The organism is Halorubrum yunnanense (genome assembly GCF_026586675.1).
Lineage (GTDB): Archaea > Halobacteriota > Halobacteria > Halobacteriales > Haloferacaceae > Halorubrum > Halorubrum yunnanense.
Map to the genome: position 1 here is coordinate 154,724 of NZ_JAODIX010000001.1, position 18,333 is coordinate 173,056.

Below are 18,333 nucleotides of genomic sequence, written 5' to 3' on the forward strand. Positions count from 1 at the left end.
GTTAACGGCGTTTGCGAGCCACGCGTTCGGATGGCACCCGAACGCGTCACGGCGGCTATCGCCCGGGGAGTCGACGGCGATGCGTCCGGACTCTTTTTCTACTAGCCGGCGCGCGGCGGACCCGCCCCGCGGTCGGGGGGCGAAACCGCGCGGTTCGGCGGCGACGGGACGCCACGGACGCGAGCCGACCCACCGTGTCGCCCCGCGACGGCGACGTCCCGGAACCGTTACCAACCAGCCACACGCGTATGGATACAACTCGAATGCGACTCCCACAACGACAGCTCGCGGTCCTCGAGGCCGCGAGCGCGACGGACGAACGGACGATAGACGAGATGGCGACGGCGACGGGGCTGAAACCCGAGACGGTCGTCGGCGCCGCCTTCGACCTCCGCGACGAGGGACTCCTCTCGCTGGCGGAGCGCACCGTCGACACCCTGGACCTCACTGACGAGGGACGGCGCTACGTCGACGGCGGGCTCCCCGAGACGCGGCTCTACCGCGCCGGGCTGGCGCTTGACGCCGACGAGTCCGCGGTGTCGATGGGGGAGGTCATCGGCGAGGCCGGCCTCGAGGGACCCGAAGTCGACATCGCGCTCTCGAACTTCGCGCGGAAGGGCCTCGGGTCGATCGACTCTGGCGAGCTACGGGTCGATCCCGACGTCGACCCCGACGCCGACCCGGAAGCGGCCGCGCTCGCGGCGCTCGTCGAGGGCGACGACCCCGCGGCCGACGAGGCCGTTCTCGACCAGCTCGACTCCCGCGGGCTCGTCGACCGCGCCGAGTCGGTCACCCGCTCCGCGACGCTCACGGAGGACGGCGTCGACGCCCTGATGACGGGCGTGGAGGCGACGGAGACCGTCTCGGAGCTCACGCCGGAGCTGCTCGCCAGCGGCGAGTGGCGCGACGTGGAGTTCTCCGAGTACAACGTCGAAGCCGACGCGCCGACGGCGCGCGGCGGCCGGAAACACGTGCTCCGCCGGACCGCCGACCGCGTGAAGGACGTCCTCGTCGGCATGGGCTTCCAGGAGATGGAGGGCCCCCACGCCGACAGCGACTTCTGGATCAACGACTGCCTGTTCATGCCCCAAGACCATCCGGCTCGGACGCACTGGGACCGGTTCGCGCTGGACGTCGACCCGATGGACCGGATCCCGGACGAGCTGATCGCTCGCGTCGAGGCGACCCACCGCGACGGGTGGGGAGTCGACGGCGACGGCTACCACTCGCCGTGGTCCGAGGAGTTCGCCCGCGAGGTCGCCCTCCGGGGCCACACCACCTCGCTGTCGATGCGCTACCTCTCCGGCATCGCGGGCGCCGAACTCGAACCGCCGCAGCGCTACTTCTCCGTCGAGAAGGTGTATCGCAACGACACGCTGGACCCGACGCACCTCCTCGAGTTCTTCCAGATCGAGGGGTGGGTGATGGCCGAGGACCTCTCGGTGCGCGACCTGATGGGCACCTTCGAGGAGTTCTACCGGCAGTTCGGGATCACGGACATCCGTTTTAAGCCGCACTACAACCCGTACACGGAGCCGTCATTCGAACTGTTCGGGGAACACCCGGAGACCGGCGAGGAGATCGAGATCGGCAACTCCGGCGTCTTCCGCGAGGAGGTCACCGGCCCGCTCGGCGTCGACTGCGACGTGATGGCGTGGGGGCTCGCCTTGGAGCGGCTCGCCATGCTGACCACCGGCGCGGAGGATATCCGCGACCTCCACGGGACGCTGGCAGACATCGACTTCCTGCGGAACGCGGAGGTGAGCTACTGATGCCCGTCGTCGACATCGACACCGACGAGCTGCGCGGGCTCACCGGCCGTACCGACACCACGGACGCGGAGTTCGAGGAGGACCTGTTCGGCCTCGGCCTGGAGTTCGAAGGAGAGACCGACGACGGGCTCCTCCAGTTCGAGTTCGCGCCCGACCGCCTCGACCGGCTGAGCGTCGAGGGCGTCGCGCGCTCGCTGCGCTACCACTACGGCGACGACCGCGGCGTCTACGTCCCTGAGACGAACGACCCCGAGTGGACGATCGAGGTCGACGAGTCGGTCCCGGACGAGCGCCCGTACGTCACGGGCGCCGTGGTCCGCGGCGCCGACCTCGATGAGGGCGCGCTCGAGTCGCTGATCCAGCTCCAGGAGAAGCTCCACGCGACGATGGGTCGCGGCCGCGAGAAGGGCGCGATCGGGATCCACGACCTGGCGATGGTCAAGGGCGCGCCGCTCCAGGAGGGGTCTGAACCGTCGATCACCTACCGCGGCGTCGACCCCGACGGGGTGTCGTTCGTCCCGCTGGACGCGAACGACGAGCTGACGCCGACCGAGGTGCTCGCCGAGCACGACACCGGTCGAACGTACGCCGACCTCGTCGAGGGCCTGGACCGGCACCCGGCGATCTACGACGAGCTCGGCCTCTTCTCGTTCCCGCCCGTCATCAACGGGAAGCGGACCGAGGTGACCACGGGCTCCCGCGAGCTGCTCGTCGAGCTCACCGGCACCGACCAGTGGACGATCGACCGGATGTGTAACATCATCTGCTACGCGCTCTCGGCGCGCGGCGGGACGGTTGAAAAGGTCGAGGTGAACTACGCCGACGGCGCGACGCATCCCAGCGAGTACGGCGCCGAACTGGTCCGCCCGAACTTCGACACCGACGAGAAGGCGGTGAAACACGACCGGATCGAGACCCTCCTCGGCGTTGACTTCGAGCCCGAGGAGGTCGTCGACTGCTTCGAGCGCGCCGGCCTCGAGGCCTCCTACACGCTCGACGAGGACGTCACCTACGAGGTGGAGATCCCGCCGTACCGCGTCGACGTGCTCCACCCTCTCGACCTGGTCGACGACGTGGGGCGCGCGTACGGGTTCGATAACCTGGAGCCGCGCTACCCCGACGTGGGGACGGTGGGTGGCCGTCACGAGCGCTCCCGGCTGGAGGACGCGGTCCGGACGAGCCTCGTCGGGCTCGGCTTCGAGGACCTGCTCAACTTCCACATGACGAGCGGGACCGAGAACTACGACCGGATGCGCGTGGAGCCGGGGAGTTCGGCTCTCGGCGGCGGCGAGCCGGTCGAGATCACCGAGCCGTACAGCGAGGAGTACACCCAGCTCCGCACGTGGGCGCTCCCGTCGCTCGTGATGCTGTTAGAGCGGAACACGCACAACGCCTACCCGCAGGACGTCGCGGAGGTCGGCTTCGTCGCCGAGCGCGACGACGCGGGGGACACGAACGTCGCCGAGCGCCGTCACGTCGCCGGCGCGGTCGCCCGGCGCGACGCCTCCTACGAGGCCGCGAAGGGACGCCTGCAGGCGGTGTGCGACGATTTCGGCACCGACCTGGAGACCCCCCGTACCGAGCACCCCTCCTTTATCGACGGCCGGACCGCTACGGTCGTCGTCGACGGCGACGAGGTCGGCGTGATCGGCGAGCTGCACCCCGCGGTCCTCGTCGAACACGACTTGGAAGTCCCGGTCGCCGCCTTCGAGTTCGACCTCGACGCGCTGCGCTGATCGGGACCAGAAGCGATATACCCGTCTTCGCGAGTCGGCCGAGTGTGAACTGCGAACGCTGCGGGGAGGACACGTCGGTCGTACACCCCGACGTCGACGGGTTCCCGTACTACCTCTGCGTGCCGTGTGCGGAGGAGTGGGACGCGGTGCGCGACGCGACGACGACGGTCGGGTCGGCCGGCCGGTCGCCGGGGCGGTAGCGGTCGGGACGGCACCGTCGGACTCGACACCGAAACCGCGGCTACTCCTCGAACCCCTCTTCCCACCGGAACGCCCCGTCGCGCTGGACGACCTCGCCGTCGACCTCCGTCCGGGAGCGCCCGCTCACGTCGCTTATCATGTCGACGTGGACCGCGCTGTCGTTGCCGGACTCCCCTTCGGGCAGGCAGGCGTCGTAGGCGCGACCGACCGCCATGTGGACGGTGTCGCCCATCTTCTCGTCGAAGAGGATCGAGTCGGTGAACCGGTCGATCCCGCGGTTCATCCCGATCCCGAGTTCGCCGAGCCGCCGGGCGCCCGGGTCGGTGTCGAGCACGCCCGCGAGCGCGTCTTCGCCGGCCTCCGCGGAGAAGTCCACCACTTCGCCCGCCTCGAAGACGAGGTGGACGCCCCGGACGCGGGTCGCGTCGATCGTCATCGGCACGTCGAAGAAGGCCTCGCCCGCGGTGTCGTACGGGGCGGTGAACACCTCACCGGAGGGGAGGTTGTGTGAGTCGTACGCCACGGAGGCGGCGGAGTTGACCGCGGTGCGGCCCGCGATCGACATCGTCACGTCGGTGTCAGGCGCGCCGTCGCGCTCGGTGACGAGCCGGACCTCCTTCCCCTCATCGAGGATGGTCTTCATCTCTGCCATCTCCTCGGCGAGCGCCTCCCAGTCGCGGAGGACGGCGTCGTAGACGAACTCTTGATACTCCTCGTAGGCCATCCCGGCCTGCTGTGCGAGGCTCCGGGTCGGGTGGACCGTCGACACCCAGTCGGTGTCCATCCGGGCCTCGCGGATGCCCCGTCTCGCTTTCACGTAGGCCTGGCGGGTTTCGCTCCCCACGTCGGCGCTCGCGGTCGTGTTGCGCCCGCCGCCAATCCGGAGGTAGGCGTCGGCGGCCTCGAAGATCGCGCGGTCGACGGCGGGATCCGCGTCGAAGTCGTCCGCGTCGACGTCGCCGTCGGCCTCCGCCTCTGCGCCTTTTAAATACGCCCGGGAGAGCTCGTCGGAGCCGTACAGCGTCGTCACGGTCGCCCCGCGCTCGCCGAGCGCCTCGGCGACGGCGACGCCCAGCTCGTGGGCGTCCTCCGCGACGCTGACGACGACGTCGTCGCCGGCCTCGACCCGAGCGCTCCAGTCGACGAGCACTTCGGCGTGCTCGCGTACGCGTTCGTCCATGCGCGGGTGTTTCGGGGGATCAGTTAAATATGCACTCTCCCCCGCGAGGTCCGTGCGCTGATATCTGCCGGCCGGCAGACCCCCGGAACGCGTCAGAGGGACAACCGGCGTCCCGACGGGCGCGTGACCCGGGCGAGCGTGGTCGTCAGTCGAGCCGGTTTCCACAGAGCGGACAATAAAACGCGTCCGCGTCGACGCCCTTGCCACAGTACCGGCAGTACACGTCGTGTTGACTCCCGTCGTTTCCACCGGGATCGGACTCCCGTGTCGCCTCGTCGGCGCTCGCTTTGTCGGGGCGAAACGCTTCGGTCTCGTCGGTGCCGCTACCCGTCTCCGGCCCCGTCCCGAATATCTCGGTATCGCCGCCCGTCTCGGTCGCGTCAGTGCCCGGTCCCGGATCGAACACTCTCGTGTCCCCGTCGGCTTCGTCCGCAGCAGTCGTCGCCGGCTCGGGGTCGACCACCGGCTCGCCTCGTTCACCCGGTGGCGCGCTCAGGTCCACGGGGTCGACGTGCAGTTCGTGGACGGTGTAGATACCCACCTCGTCGACCATCCGATTCCTCGCGTCGTCACCGCACAGCGGCGGCCGGTCTTCGGAGCGGAGAGCGACGAAGCCCGGCCGCCCGGCGTGGAACGCGACGTAGTAGTCGCCGCTGTAGACCCGGTCGGAGAGCTCGACGTACCCCGTGAACGACGTCCCGGAGAGGTCCCCGATGACCCTCTCGATCGGCAGATCGCCCGTGTAGCGCCGCAACTGTCGCTTCCCCCTCCCGTGTACGGCGACGAGATACGGGAGTTCCGGCGCGGGCGCCTCTCGGGCCCGGTCGACTCGCCCGGTCTCGCCCGGCGAGGGGAGGTCCCGATTCGCACGGACGGCGAACCCGTTGACGACCAGTATCGACGTCCGCCCCGCCGACGTCGACCAATCTAACCCCCCCGAGAACCTCCGGCCCGCCGATCCGAACTCTTCGAGAGAGCGCGATCCGGGACCGTCTACTGGTACCGAATCCCAATGGTCGGTGATCGATTGTACGTCGTACTCCATTTTACCTCTTAATGTCACGTCGGCAAAGCAACTCTTTCGGTTCCGGAACGACCTCGGTCGGCGGTCTCGCGGGGGCGAGAGCGACACGTGACCCCGGACCGCCGGGGTGCACGTCATCTCGTTCCCGACGGAGCGGAGACCGGACCGCGGAGCCGCGGGGCCGAGACCGAGGGACCTGACCGGGTCGCTACGACAGACCGAGCAGCGCCGCGATCTCGTCGAGGTAGTCGTCGTAGATCCCGACAGCGGACTCGATCGGGTCCGGCGACGCCATGTCGATGCCGGCGAGTTCGACGACGTTCAGGGGGTAGTCGGAGCCGCCGGCCCGCAGCATCTCGCGGTAGTCGGCGGCCGCGGGCTCGCCCTCCTCTAAGACCCGCTCGACGATCGCGGCGGCCGCGGAGATGCCGGTCGCGTACTGGTACACGTAGAAGTCGTAGTAGAAGTGGGGAATGCGCTCCCACTCGCGCTCGACACCGCCGGTCAGCTCGGTGGGCGCGTAGTAGTCGCCCTTCAGACCGGCGTACATCTCGTCGAAGGCGTCGGGCGTGAGCGCGTCGCCGGCCTCCACCCGCTCGTGGATCCGCTGTTCGAACGTCGCGAACATCGTCTGCCGGAAGAGCGTCGAGCGGAACCGCTCGAGGTACTCGTCGAGCACGTGCGTCCGCAGCTCGTCGTCCTCGACCGTGTCGAGCAGGTGGTGGGTGAGCAGGGTCTCGTTGACGGTGGAGGCGATCTCCGCGACGAAGATCTCGTAGCTCGCGTCGTGCCACGGCTGGGCGTCGCCCGCGAGCTCCGAGTGCATCGAGTGGCCGAGCTCGTGGGCCAGCGTGTACATCGAGGCGATGTCGTCCTGGTAGTTCATCATGATGTACGGCTGGGTGTCGTAGGTCCCGGAGGAGAACGCGCCGGAGCGCTTCCCGCGGTTCTCGTAGACGTCGACCCACCGCGAGTCGAGCCCCTCTGCCATCCGATCCTGGTACGCCTCGCCGAGCGGCGCGACCGCCTCGATCACCCACTCGCGGGCTTGGTCGTACTCGACGTCCGGCCCCTGATCGCCCGTCAACGACATGTACAGGTCGTGGCTCTCCAACTGGTCGACACCGAGGGCCGCCTCCTTCAGCTCCGCGTGCCGGTGGAGCACGTCGAGGTTGTCGTCGACCGTGTCGACGAGCGTGTCGTACACCTCGACGGGGACGTTCGAGCCGTCGAGCGCGGCCGCCCGGGCGCTGTCGTAGCCACGGATCTCGGCGCTCGTCGCGTGCTCGCGGACGGCCTTCTCGAGGGAGGTGCCGACCGTGTTGCGCACGTCTCCCCACTGCTCGTAGAACGTCTCGTGGACGCGGCGGCGGAAGTCGCGGTCGGGGTTCGTCTGGAGCTTCGTGAAGTTCGACTGCGTGATCTCGGTCTCCTCGCCGTCGGGGTCCTCGACGACGCCGTAGGTCATGTCGGCGTTCGTCAGCATCGAGTAGATCTCGCTCGGGGCGTCGGTGACCTCCGACAGGTCGGCGAGCACCTCTTCGACCTCCGCCGAGCGCGTGTGCGCTTTCATCCGCAACACGTCGTTCAGGTAGTGCTCGTACGCCTCCAGGGCGGGCTCGCTCTCGAGGAACTCCCCGACCCCCGCCTCGGTCAGCGACTGCAACTCGGGCTCGAGGTAGGAGAGCGCGCTCGAGGCCTCGGAGCTCAGCGACGACGCGCGCGCCGACATCGCCTGGTACTCCTGGTTCCGCGTGTCCTCGGAGCCGCGGAGGCGGGCGTACGTCGTCACCTGCTGGAGCTCCCGGAATATCTCCTCGCGGAGCTCGAGCAGCTCCAGCAGCGTCGCGGCGTCCTCCGTGACGCGCCCCTCGTAGTCGCGGAGCTCGTCGATCCGGTCGGCGACCGCCTCGTAGGCCGTCTCCCACGCCTCGTCGTCCTCGTAGATGTCGCGGAGGTCCCACTTGTACGCCTCGTCGATCGCCGCCCGCTCGGGAACCGAACTCATACCGTACGGTTCGCGCCCCGGGCACTAAGAGTTGTCAAAAGCGGAAGCTCCCGGGAGACGTGGACGGTGAGCGCGCGGCGGGCTCCCGGCCGGCCCGCGTGCCGCCGCCGCTCCGCGGGGATCACTCCCCCGTCGCCCACTCGGCGAGGTCGACGACGAGCACGATGGCGTCCTCGCCGTCACGGTAGTAGTTCGAGACGCGACGGACCGGCTCGAACCCCTCGCCGGCGTACAGCGACCGGGCGACCGCGTTGCTCTCGCGGACCTCAAGCCGCACGACAGCGACGCCGACGCCGCGGAGCCGTGCGAGCGCCGAGCGGAGGAGTCCCCGTCCGAGCCCCTCGCCCCGCGCGTCGGGGTGGACCGCGAGGTCCTTGACGTGGCCGATGTCGCGGCCGTGGTTCGGCGTGGAATCCGCGACGACGTAGCCGACGACCCCGGCGTCCCGCTCGGCGACGAGGAACGCCGGCTCGTCGAGCAGCCGCTCGAAGGCGTCGTACGGCCACGGATCCGAGAAGCAGGCCCGCTCGATCCGCACCAGCGCGAGCAGGTCCGCGCGCTCGACCCGACGGATCGTGGCGTCGACGGGGGTCACGGTTCGGATTAGCAGCCGGGAGGAATAAACGCGACGGGACGTCGGAGCGGTGATCGTCGGGCTCGGGGTCGCACCGCTCTCACCTGTCGATCCACGGCTCCGCCGCTCCGACCGCGTCCGGACCGGGCGCCTCGACGACGAAGCACGCTCCGCCGGGCCGCGGGACCTGGGGCGGGAGGTCGGCGACGCCAGGGTTCGACCGGAGGCCGACCGTCCAGCCGTGGCATTCGACGACCTCGCGGACGATGTCGAGGCCGTATCCCGTCCCCTCTGCGCTGGTGGTGAAGCCGGGCTCGAAGACGCTCTCGCGGTGCTCGGGGTCGATCCCGGGACCGTCGTCCGCGACGAGGAACCCCTCGTCGGTCGCGCTCACGACGACCGTGAGGTCGGCGGCGGCCTCGCAGGCGCGTTCGACGCTGTCGCCGGACTCCGTCCGGCTGCCAGTCGGGCTGTGCTCGACGCTGTCGCCGGACTCTGTCCGGCTGCCAGTGGAGCCGTGCTCAACACTGTTTCGGAACAGGTTCTCCAGCGCCTGCCGCAGTCGCCCGCGGTCGCCGCGGACCCGTGCGTCGGCACCGACGACAAGCGTCGCGTCGTCGCTTCCGGCGGTGCCCCACGCCTCGCGGACGACCCCTTCGAGGTCGAACTCGGTCGGCTCGTCGATCCCCGACCCCTGTCGGGCGAGCGTCAGCAGCTCGGAGACGAGCCGGTCGATCCGGTCGACCGCGCGCTCTCCGCGCTCCAGCGGGTCGGTGTCCTCCTTCACCCGCGCCATCTCCATCGACGCGCGGATCACGGACAGCGGGTTCCGGAGGTCGTGCGAGACGATGCTGGTGAACCGGTCGAGCCGCTCGTTTCGGTCGGTGAGCCGGCGCTCGCGAGCCTTCCGCTCGCTCACGTCGCGGGAGTTGATGAGGAGCCGGCCGACGGCGACGTCGTCGGGAAGCGACCGCGTCCGCGACTCTAACCAGACCCAGTCGCCGTCGGCGGTGCGGTACCGGTACTCCATCGTGGGCGCCGCCTCGGGATTGTCGAGAGCGTGGTAGAACCGCTCCGTCACGCGCTCGCGGTCGTCCGGGTGAATGTACCCGAGCGGCGACCGGCCGACGGTCGACCCCTGCTCGTAGCCGAGTACCTCCTCGATCGAGGGGCTCTCGTACCGGACCCGCCCGTCGCCGTCGACGACGGTGACGAGGTCGGTGCCGTACTCCAGGAACTGTCGGAACCGCTCCGGAAAGGCGCGGTCGACGTCGACGCGACGCGCGGTGACGACGCGTCCGCCGAACTGCGGGGCGAGCTCCTCGTCGACGACCGACTCGACCCAGACGAACCCCCCGCTCGCGTGCCGGACCCGGTGCGTGACGGTCCGATCGGTCGCGACCGCGGAGAGCGCGTCGGAGACGGGGTCGCGGTCGTTCGGGTGGACGCGGTCCAGCAGGTCGGTGCCGAGCAGCGCCTCGCGCTCGACGCCCAGCACCGCGGGCACCGACGGGCCGGCGAAGAGTACCTCGCCGTCGACGGCGACCGCCGCGATGAACCGGTCCGAGCCGGGGTCGCCCGCGGTCGCAGGCTCCGCCGTTTCGACGTCACCCTCGGACGTCGGCCCAGACTCGGATCTCCTCTTGGCGCTCGAGCGATTCCGGTCCGCCGGCGTCCGCCCTTCGTCACCTCGGCAGGCCTCGCTTCGCGGCGCGGACGATCGGTCGCTGGGACGGAGGGTCACGTTCGTTCTGTTCGCGCTACGGACGCCTAGGTATAAACCCGCGTGCCGCAGATATCAAAACAGATATTTCACGGGGCTGCGAACCAATGGCGAGGGCGCGGAGAGGCGGTTGGCGGGTTCGAGTGATCGGCGGGCCCCGGAGATCCCGACTCCGCTCGGACGGGAAACGGGAGCGCAGTCACGCGATCGCGACGCCCCGAGTCAGAAGCGTTAAACGCACGCCGCGGATATCTGAGCGTGAGGGCGCGTAGCTCAGCGGACAGAGCACTTGGTTCCGGACCAAGATGCCGCGGGTTCAAATCCCGTCGCGCCCGTTCCTTCGCTTCGCTCAGCCACGGGCGCGACTGGCTCCACGCTCGCTCACTCCGTTCGCTCGCGTGGATCCCGTCGCTTTCTGTCCCTTTTGAAAGAATGCATCCGACCATATTTGATCGGGCGTGGATGCTCTCCCTCGCAGGAGGGTTTTTGTTCAGCCGTGAAAACCTCGATCTTGAATGAGAGCATCGACGGCGAAGGAGGAACTGCTTGATAAGGGATTACAGATCGACCACGAGCAGTTTGAGCAGCTCTGTAAAATGGTGATCGAGCGTGCGGAGCCAACTCGTGAACTTGAGCTAACGCCGTTCCGTGGCGATGGTGGAATCGATATTCACGCGGTCATCGATCGAGAACTGTTCCACGCACGGCTTGGCATTCAAGCGAAACAATATGCTTCTGGAAACACCGTCGGCGCTCGCACCCTCCGCGGATTTAAAGGCGCACTCTCTGAGCAACAGTACCATATCGGAACGGTGATCACAACGTCCTCGTTCACTTCTGGGGCAGAGACAAGCGCAGATCAAGATTTCATCCGATTGATCGACGGTGACCGGCTCACAAACATTATGATCGAGAGCGGTATCGGCGTCGTTACAGACGACGAATCATACGAACTCGATCCCACGTTCTGGAGTGCGTTCGAGAAGCCGGAGCGCACCGATACGATTCCGTCACTAGAAGTACCACAGGCGGACAACTTTGACGTGATACGCACCGTCATCCAGGCAGTTGGAGTGGGTTCCGACACTAAACCCAATATCGCAGACTACGTCCGAAGACAGACAGATACGGACACGTTCGATCCGCGGCAAGCGGATTATTACGGTATCGCCGCGTGGCTTCTCCAATTTCTCCACAAAGAACAGGAGATCGACGTCGACAACTACACGATCCGCCGTTGGGGACTCACCCGGCTCGGTGAGGAATACCTCACGTACCTCGATCGTGGCAATCAAGAATCTGCGGGTGACCTTCTCACAGAGCAGATTCGCGATGTCGAGATCATCTCTCGTGTATACGCTCAACTAGAAGCAGACGGTACTCTCTCCCGAAGTGATATTACGGAGATCCTCGCTGCCGAAACAGATCTCTCGGACTCAACCACTCGTCGACGTGCCCGAACCGTCGGACAGTGGCTCGTTCGCCTTCCAGAAATCACTACGAGCGGTCGAGGAACTCAGCAACAATACGTTCTAGCCTCGACGCCACGCTGAGGGATTTTTGACGACTCATTCAGTAAAGTCGGAGAGAGTCTTTCGCCGTTGCTCATCTGGTGGAACGTTTGTAATGAGTACTTCCGAGACTTCCCCACGACTGCTGGCATCACTATTTATCGCACGAGTGGCGTCTACGTATCTGACCGAGTACGCGTCGTAGCCCTCGTATAATTCTACAACCGGCGGCGAATTAGAGAGGATCACGGAAACGCCCATCTCTGTGAGCTCTATGACGACATCACGAAGCCGCCGTTGGTCCTCTCGATCGAATCCAGCCGCCTGATATGAGTTAAAATCCGCGGTTTTCGACACCGGTTCGTACGGCGGATCAAAATACACAAGATCGCCACTAGAAGCCTCATCGACGACGTAGCTAAAATCCGTATTGAACACGGCCGTGTCTTGGAGGACGCGCGATGCCTTTCGGATCCGCTGTTCTTGTACCCAATCTGGATTTGAATACCGTCCGAACGAGACGTTGAATTCGCCGTCACTGTTCTCCCGGTACAATCCGTTGAAACATGTCCGATTCAAGTATAATAGTAAGCTCGCCTCTCGGACTCTCTCGTCCTGTGTTAGAGTCGACTGGGTAAGGAGCGTATTGAACTCCGAGCGAGCGTCGTAGTAGTATTCTTCCGTATGCTCGTGTGTTTTGTTCTCGGTAATGAGGGCGTCCGGTTGGTCTCGAGCGATCTCATAAAACGTTGTTAACCGTGTGTTCAGATCGTTTATTGTCCCATCGTCAGAACCCTGATAAAAAAAGACGGCGCCACCTCCTACGAACGGTTCGTGATACGCCTCATATGAGATCGGAAACAGCGCCGTGATCTCTGAGAGAAGCTGGCGCTTCCCACCCGCCCATTTTAAGATCGGCTCCACCATTCAACATAGATCTCCTCGGTATTAGCAAAAAACTGTCTCGTTGGAGTAGCAGTCTCTCTCGGTACTTGATCTGTCTTGTTGAGGTGGCGCTTGGGGGTTAGTTACCCGTAACACCACCCTGTTCTCGGAGAACTGTTGCTACGTCTCCGAGCCTCTCTGACTCCTTCGGGAGATTCTCAAGCGCCGTATCAAGATCGACCGCCAGCGAATACTGGTTTTCGTCGCCACGACCCCGACCCTGCCGCTTATTGAGCACGTTCGTGTCAGCGAGATCATTTAGCCGGTCACGGAATCGACGGTTCGAGAGGACGTTCACATCCACGTACTCACAGAAGCTCTTGTACTGGGTGTAGATCGGCGTCGTCGTCACGGGCGTGTCACCGTGTATCCCGTGATACGTGACCGCCATGAGCGCGAGCATTCGTTGATTCGGGAGTGTCTGAATCCCCGACTCGATGGCTTTCGTCTCGAGGAAGTCCCGTGCTTCACGCACGTGCTCCTCTGTGACGGTCGTCTCACTCCTATCGTCGGCGAATCGGGTCGCACGGAACAACAGACGGATCGCCTCGCGAGCGTCTCCCGTATCCTGTGCGCCTAACGCCGCGGCAAGCGGGATCGTGTCGTCGCTCAGAATCTCGCTTCGGAGGTGCTGGAAGTCCTCAATGTCGTCCTCGAAATACGTGTCACGGAGGGCACCGACAGCACGTCGTGCGAGGATATTGCGGAGCTGATCGGCGTCGTACGGTTCGAAACGGACCTCATCCTCGCCGAGACTCGACCGGACGTCGGCGTCGAGGTTCTCGCGGAACTGGAGGTCGTTTGTGATCCCAATGAGCGAGAGACGGACACCGTCCGGATTCGACCGCGGGAGTTCGTAGAGGATGTAGTCGTCGTCGCCGATTGCGTCTATTTCGTCGAGGACGACGATGACTGTCCCACCGACTTGCTCCAGATTTTCGATTACCATGTTGAGGAGGGTCTTCCGCTGGTGACCGCTGGGGAGCTCCTCACCGGGACCAAACCGCTTCTCACGGAGTCGCTTGACGAGGTGGGTCAGGACGTGATAGGAGCCGTCCATGCCCTTACAACGAATGTGAACCACAGTGAGGTCCATCTCAGAGTCATCAGCGTACTCCTGAAGCTGGTCGGTCTTGAGACGGATTCCGACGGTCTTCCCCTGACCGGATTGACCGTATACGATCAGATTTAGCGGCGTCGACCCCATCGTTGCCGGACGGAGCGCGGAGTGGATCTGGTCGAGTTCAACCTCGCGCTCCGGTAGCGACTCGGGCTGATACGTCTGCTCGTTGGGGTTGAGGACGTCCATATCCTCGAAGATCGTGTCTTCGTCGCCGAACGCCTTCATACGCTCCCGTTTTTAGGAGACACACATAAACCCCCGTGTCCTACATGTCTTCCTGTCTGGGATACGGGTATGCGTCCTGAAAGTCTCCACCAGTTCTCTCCCGGTTCTACTGTGCTCTGGGTGGCAGCGGGGGATGGAGGGGGGTACGTCCGGCAAACTGCTCAGACGCTTGACTGCCGCTCCAGTGTCCTCATAACGAGCTACGATCACAGAACCGCTCTGTGCCTGATACGATACTCGTATTCATCGGCCTAGGACCGCGCGACCCTGGGAGGGGGGTGCGTCCGGCAATAGACCGCAGCGAATGACGCTTCGAGAATAGTCGGCTCACAACATTTTATCAAAACTCCCGGAGACGCATGTCTATGGAACAAAATGTCTCGCAGATCCACGAGCACGACCTCCGCTCGGTGTGGGAGAACGAAGAGCGGGACTTCACGCAATGGTTGACAGAGAACATCGACCTGCTCGCATCCGAGTTGGGGATAGAGATCGAGGACGCACGAGTGGAGGAAGCCGTCGGCGACTTCTCGGTCGACATCGTCGCACGAGAGATGAACACGGGCGAGACCGTCGTTATCGAGAACCAATACAATCGGACGGACCACGACCACTTGGGGAAGCTCCTGACGTACTCGTCGGGAAAGAACGCCGGGTTCACGATGTAGCTCGCCGAGGAGTTCCGGCCGGAACACCGGAGCGTCCTCGAATGGTTAAATGAAACTGGGCCGAAAGGTGCGAAATTCTTCGCAATCAGACCCCGCGTCGTGAGTATCGAGGGATCCGAGGAGCGTGGGTTCGAGTTCGAAGTCGTCGTTGAGCCGAATGAATGGGAACGCGAGGTGAGTACCGAGTCGCTTTCCGACTCCGAGCATAGCTACCGTCAGTTCTTCGCCGAGATGGTTGAGGCGTACTCGCAGCGCCGTCCGAACTGGTACAAGCTCAAGCCCGGACCTCGGAACTATCTGACGTTCAGTGCCGGTATCTCTGGCGTCCGATTCGGCTGGGTATTCCATCAGGGGCCGGAGTTCTCCGTTGAGCTCTACATCTCCACGTCGGTTGACATCCTCCTCCGGCTAAAACCGGAGGAATCCCGAGCGTTGGGATATTACGGTTTACAGTCTTCTCGTTCTCTCGGTGTGAACCGTCCGCTCTCGCGGTCGAACAGGAAGACTCTGGGCTGTGCCAACCAGCCGTTACTCATATCCTCTGTCGGGGGACTCTGAGTTATCTTTCGCCGGATGTTTACTGCACCGTTTACGTCTGCGTTCATCGTCGTCTCGCACGACGAACAAACGTACAGACCACGCTCCACTCGGTTGCTGTCACGAATCTGTCCGCAACACGAACACGTCTTGCTCGTGTTCTCCTCGTCTACACGGTCAACGAGGATACCGTGTTCCTCGGCTTTGTATTCGAGGAGATGAGCGAATCGGTCGAACTCCCAACCGTGGAGTTTCTTGTTCCCTGACGCACCCCAGTTCCGCGAATCGCCCTTTTCATCCTCGCGGATGTAGCTGAGGTCGCCAACCGCAATCTTCCCCACTCCTTCTTCGACACACCGTTCAACGATGTGTTTCGAGAGTGTGTGAAGGAAGTGGTCTTTACGCCGAGAGAGTTTCTGCCGAGCCTTCCGCGCACGCTTCGACGGCCCACTTTCCCCTTCGGTTTGGTACTCCTCGCGGGTGAAGTAGTGCTTGTCCTCTTTCAGCACGTTCCCCGGATACAGTTCACTCGCCCCATCTTCGTAGTCGATGGCGAGGTAGTTGCTGATGCCGAGATCGATCCCTGCCGTGTTGTCGCCGGGTGCGTTTTCGACTGGAATTTCTTTCTTACAAACGAGGTGGAGTTCCCACCTGTCTCCGTTCCAGACGGCACGCACCTGCTGGATGTTCTCGACTTCTACGTCGGGTCGGGTTTCGTACTCCGCGAGGATGAAGTCAGACCGCGACTCTTTCAGGTTGAAGCCCTTCGAGAGGCGAAGTTGGCCGTGTTTCGTGTCGTGCTTGATGGCCCGTTTCTTCCACGTGACGGTGGAGCGCGGGTGGTCGTCGCCACGTTTCCGGTAGCCCGGTGGGCTGTTGCCGTCGTCGGAGTTGTACCAGCCGACGAACGCCTCAGCAAGCTCTTCGAGAACTCGCTGACTTGACTGCGAATGTAGGTCACTGTAGCGTTCGTGGTCTTTCAACTCCGACTTCAATTCGGCTTCGTCAGGTATCTCACCGGTTTTGTCCCACCGTTGTTGGATGTAGTAGCGTCCGACGTTCCACAGTTTGGATGTAGAGAACCCACACTGGTCGAGGCCATCACGAACCTGTTGGTGGTTCGTGATGCCTGCGACGTAGGTGCGGGTCGTCTCTAACATCGTACTAACTTCATAACACATTATGTAACAATATAAATTAAAACCAACGACTGGGCGTTGAATATCCGGCTGGAGTGTCGTCGTGGATTGGCGGTCAGAGTGTCGGATTCATCCCGCGCCTTTAGGCGCGGGTATTCTCCTCGCTCTGTATAAGGAACGCAACGAGGAGATATTCGAGGCGCTGAAACGCGAACGAACGGATATTGAGAGCAATTTAGGCGTCGAGTTGGAGTGGGAACGTCTGCCTGAGAAACAAGCATCCCGGATCAAGCAGCCTGAAGATATTGATAGGACGATCACCGATCTAACCGCAGACCAGCGAAATCACTTGGTCGAATGGGGGGTGGATGCGATGGACGAATTCCAGGAGGAGTTCGAACCACGTCTCTCCGCTCTCGGCTCCAGCTGATCACTGCTTCTACTGGTGTAACGAACTCGCTGTGTAGGTGCCTTCTATTCTCACCGTCTTGTTGGACGCACCCCCCTCCCCCAGGTTCTATTTTGAATCACCCCAACCTCTGCCGCTCGACTTGAACCTCTCTCCCTGAAACTGTCACTAACCACGTTGAGGGGTTGTTCTCCTGTGTCGATGTGCTAATCCCCGCAGTCGGACCCGTGACGATGAGGGGGGTCTCGTAGCCCGCTATCGAAGCGCGACTCCCAACGTGTAGATCCCCCGAAGCGATCAGGTCCAGCCACTCGTCGGCTGAATCGAGGAATTCCCTGAGATCCAGATGATTCGGATCGGTCCGGTGGATTGGAGACTCGTTCTCGTCGACCACTGGGTACGGTGTGTCGTGTAGGACGAGGATCGATACGGACTCCCCATTGTCGCCGGGCCTCTCCGGCGGGGGACTCGAAAATTCTCCTGCCCCGTAATCAAGTCCAGAAAGTCGCACGACATCATCTCCGAATACGACCGTCTCTCCACCGATATGGACTCCTGGACCCCGGCGTAACGTTCTGTTACCCGCTTCGTTGTCGTGGTTTCCGTGGATGTAGTACACCGGAACCCCCGTGTCGTGGGTGCGTCGGATCTCCTCGCGAACGTGATCTCTGTCTTCTCGGGTTATCTCGTGGTCAAACACGTCGCCAGCGTGAACGACTGCGTCGACGCCAAGGTCCCGAGCACGGGCAAGACTCCGACTGAACGTTTGTCTGTTGTCGACCTCTCGGGCCCACGGGGATTTCGTATTCGATGGCCGATGTCGATATCCGACGTGTGTATCGCCGAGGACGAGGAGCCGTAACCGGTCTGATTCGGGTGTAACCCGCTCGACAGCAAAATCCGCGTTACTGTGGATCCGCAGCTCCGGGCCCGAGGCGTCGATGTATCGCTTCGCTCGTCCGCCCCTGATCGGGTAGGTGGCACCGACCTCCCACTCCACCGTTACGTCGTGTTTCTTCCAAGTAACGACCTGTAGCTTCACCCCGTCAGCATCAGTCGCGATGAGTTCCACGTCTCGAGGCGGTTTAGGGCCGGTGTTGACGTCGTGGACCATCACCTCCAACGGACCCGTTACGGACTGGTTGTGCCGAAGGCCGCTACTGGTCTCCACGGAGTACGCCAACCCGGACGTCCTGTTAGTTCTGCTGATAGTGACGGCCACATCGAATTTGGATATTCTCCCAAGCTAGTAGGCGTCCAGAACGATTTGATCGAATCAACTCATCAATGTCGCGCGAGACCATTCCTGCCACAAACCCCCCGATATCGATGTTTTTCTCACGAGTGGACGAATCTCTTTCTGGGATGTGAGCCACCAATATCGGCGCGCTGTATGGCGATTTGACGACATAGATCGCTCGTCGATATGAGTTGGTAGATAACCTGTGATCTCGCCTCTGTAGTTGGCGACCAGACGCAAATACAGAACGACAATTGGTGTCAGAGTAACTCATACGATCAGATTCACACCAGAGTTGTAGGTTGTTTTGGCAGGAAT

General features: G+C 63.7%; 16 protein-coding genes and 1 tRNA gene. 8 read left to right on the forward strand and 9 right to left on the reverse strand.

Going from position 1 to position 18,333, the window contains the following annotated elements:
* The first annotated feature begins 263 nt into the window (after nucleotides 1–263).
* From pheS to N5096_RS00850, 3 genes are read left to right on the forward strand one after another with little or no spacing between them, the layout of a single operon-like run.
* Nucleotides 264–1,772, forward strand: a complete 1,509-nt coding sequence (gene pheS / locus N5096_RS00840) for a phenylalanine--tRNA ligase subunit alpha (RefSeq protein ID WP_267662451.1) — start codon at nucleotides 264–266, stop codon at nucleotides 1,770–1,772.
* Complete coding sequence (pheT, locus tag N5096_RS00845; protein WP_267662452.1) at nucleotides 1,772–3,508, forward strand: phenylalanine--tRNA ligase subunit beta; 1,737 nt, start codon at nucleotides 1,772–1,774, stop codon at nucleotides 3,506–3,508. Before pheS ends, pheT begins: the two co-directional genes overlap by 1 nt.
* Nucleotides 3,509–3,552: 44 nt before the next feature.
* The gene (locus N5096_RS00850; RefSeq protein ID WP_267662453.1) at nucleotides 3,553–3,708 is read left to right on the forward strand and encodes a hypothetical protein; all 156 of its coding nucleotides are present in this window, start codon (nucleotides 3,553–3,555) and stop codon (nucleotides 3,706–3,708) included.
* A 41-nt stretch (nucleotides 3,709–3,749) separates the two neighbouring features.
* Here N5096_RS00850 and N5096_RS00855 read toward each other — a convergent pair whose 3' ends face one another.
* The 5 genes from N5096_RS00855 to N5096_RS00875 form a co-directional block, all read right to left on the reverse strand.
* Entirely contained in the window at nucleotides 3,750–4,889 is a 1,140-nt protein-coding gene (locus N5096_RS00855; RefSeq protein ID WP_267662454.1) for an aminopeptidase, read from the reverse strand.
* 145 nt (nucleotides 4,890–5,034) lie between these two features.
* Nucleotides 5,035–5,934: a zinc ribbon domain-containing protein gene (locus N5096_RS00860; RefSeq protein WP_267662455.1), complete on the reverse strand. Its 900-nt coding sequence runs from the start codon at nucleotides 5,932–5,934 to the stop codon at nucleotides 5,035–5,037.
* Nucleotides 5,935–6,121: 187 nt separating this feature from the next.
* Entirely contained in the window at nucleotides 6,122–7,921 is a 1,800-nt protein-coding gene (gene pepF / locus N5096_RS00865; RefSeq protein WP_267662456.1) for an oligoendopeptidase F, read from the reverse strand.
* A gap of 121 nt (nucleotides 7,922–8,042) precedes the next feature.
* On the reverse strand, nucleotides 8,043–8,516 hold the full coding sequence (rimI, locus tag N5096_RS00870; RefSeq protein WP_267662457.1) for a ribosomal protein S18-alanine N-acetyltransferase: 474 nt from the start codon (nucleotides 8,514–8,516) through the stop codon (nucleotides 8,043–8,045).
* A 79-nt stretch (nucleotides 8,517–8,595) separates the two neighbouring features.
* A complete protein-coding gene (locus N5096_RS00875; protein WP_267662458.1) occupies nucleotides 8,596–10,239 on the reverse strand; it encodes a PAS domain-containing protein in 1,644 nt (547 codons plus the stop codon).
* A gap of 241 nt (nucleotides 10,240–10,480) precedes the next feature.
* On the opposite strand from N5096_RS00875, the gene N5096_RS00880 reads away from it, so the two are divergent.
* Together N5096_RS00880 and N5096_RS00885 are read left to right on the forward strand one after the other, a co-directional pair.
* Nucleotides 10,481–10,553, forward strand: a tRNA-Arg gene (locus tag N5096_RS00880).
* 180 nt (nucleotides 10,554–10,733) lie between these two features.
* Nucleotides 10,734–11,771, forward strand: coding sequence for a restriction endonuclease (locus N5096_RS00885; RefSeq protein ID WP_267662459.1), 1,038 nt, complete (start codon nucleotides 10,734–10,736; stop codon nucleotides 11,769–11,771).
* A gap of 15 nt (nucleotides 11,772–11,786) precedes the next feature.
* On the opposite strand, the gene N5096_RS00890 is transcribed toward N5096_RS00885, so the two are convergent.
* Both N5096_RS00890 and N5096_RS00895 read right to left on the reverse strand, forming a co-directional pair.
* Entirely contained in the window at nucleotides 11,787–12,656 is an 870-nt protein-coding gene (locus tag N5096_RS00890; RefSeq protein WP_267662460.1) for a DNA adenine methylase, read from the reverse strand.
* 97 nt (nucleotides 12,657–12,753) lie between these two features.
* On the reverse strand, nucleotides 12,754–14,022 hold the full coding sequence (locus N5096_RS00895) for a Cdc6/Cdc18 family protein (RefSeq protein ID WP_267662461.1): 1,269 nt from the start codon (nucleotides 14,020–14,022) through the stop codon (nucleotides 12,754–12,756).
* A 365-nt stretch (nucleotides 14,023–14,387) separates the two neighbouring features.
* On the opposite strand from N5096_RS00895, the gene N5096_RS00900 reads away from it, so the two are divergent.
* Both N5096_RS00900 and N5096_RS00905 read left to right on the forward strand, forming a co-directional pair.
* Nucleotides 14,388–14,690, forward strand: a complete 303-nt coding sequence (locus N5096_RS00900; RefSeq protein WP_267662462.1) for a hypothetical protein — start codon at nucleotides 14,388–14,390, stop codon at nucleotides 14,688–14,690.
* Nucleotides 14,691–14,864: 174 nt separating this feature from the next.
* A complete protein-coding gene (locus N5096_RS00905; protein ID WP_267662479.1) occupies nucleotides 14,865–15,248 on the forward strand; it encodes a DUF4268 domain-containing protein in 384 nt (127 codons plus the stop codon).
* On the opposite strand, the gene N5096_RS00910 is transcribed toward N5096_RS00905, so the two are convergent.
* Nucleotides 15,131–16,387, reverse strand: coding sequence for an RNA-guided endonuclease InsQ/TnpB family protein (locus tag N5096_RS00910; protein WP_267662463.1), 1,257 nt, complete (start codon nucleotides 16,385–16,387; stop codon nucleotides 15,131–15,133). The genes N5096_RS00905 and N5096_RS00910 overlap by 118 nt on opposite strands.
* Before the next feature lie 82 nt (nucleotides 16,388–16,469).
* Here N5096_RS00910 and N5096_RS00915 point away from each other — a divergent pair, with 82 nt between their 5' ends.
* Complete coding sequence (locus tag N5096_RS00915; protein ID WP_267662464.1) at nucleotides 16,470–16,796, forward strand: DUF4268 domain-containing protein; 327 nt, start codon at nucleotides 16,470–16,472, stop codon at nucleotides 16,794–16,796.
* Between the two features lie 97 nt (nucleotides 16,797–16,893).
* Here N5096_RS00915 and N5096_RS00920 read toward each other — a convergent pair whose 3' ends face one another.
* On the reverse strand, nucleotides 16,894–17,889 hold the full coding sequence (locus N5096_RS00920) for a metallophosphoesterase family protein (RefSeq protein ID WP_267662465.1): 996 nt from the start codon (nucleotides 17,887–17,889) through the stop codon (nucleotides 16,894–16,896).
* Nucleotides 17,890–18,333: the final 444 nt, after the last annotated feature.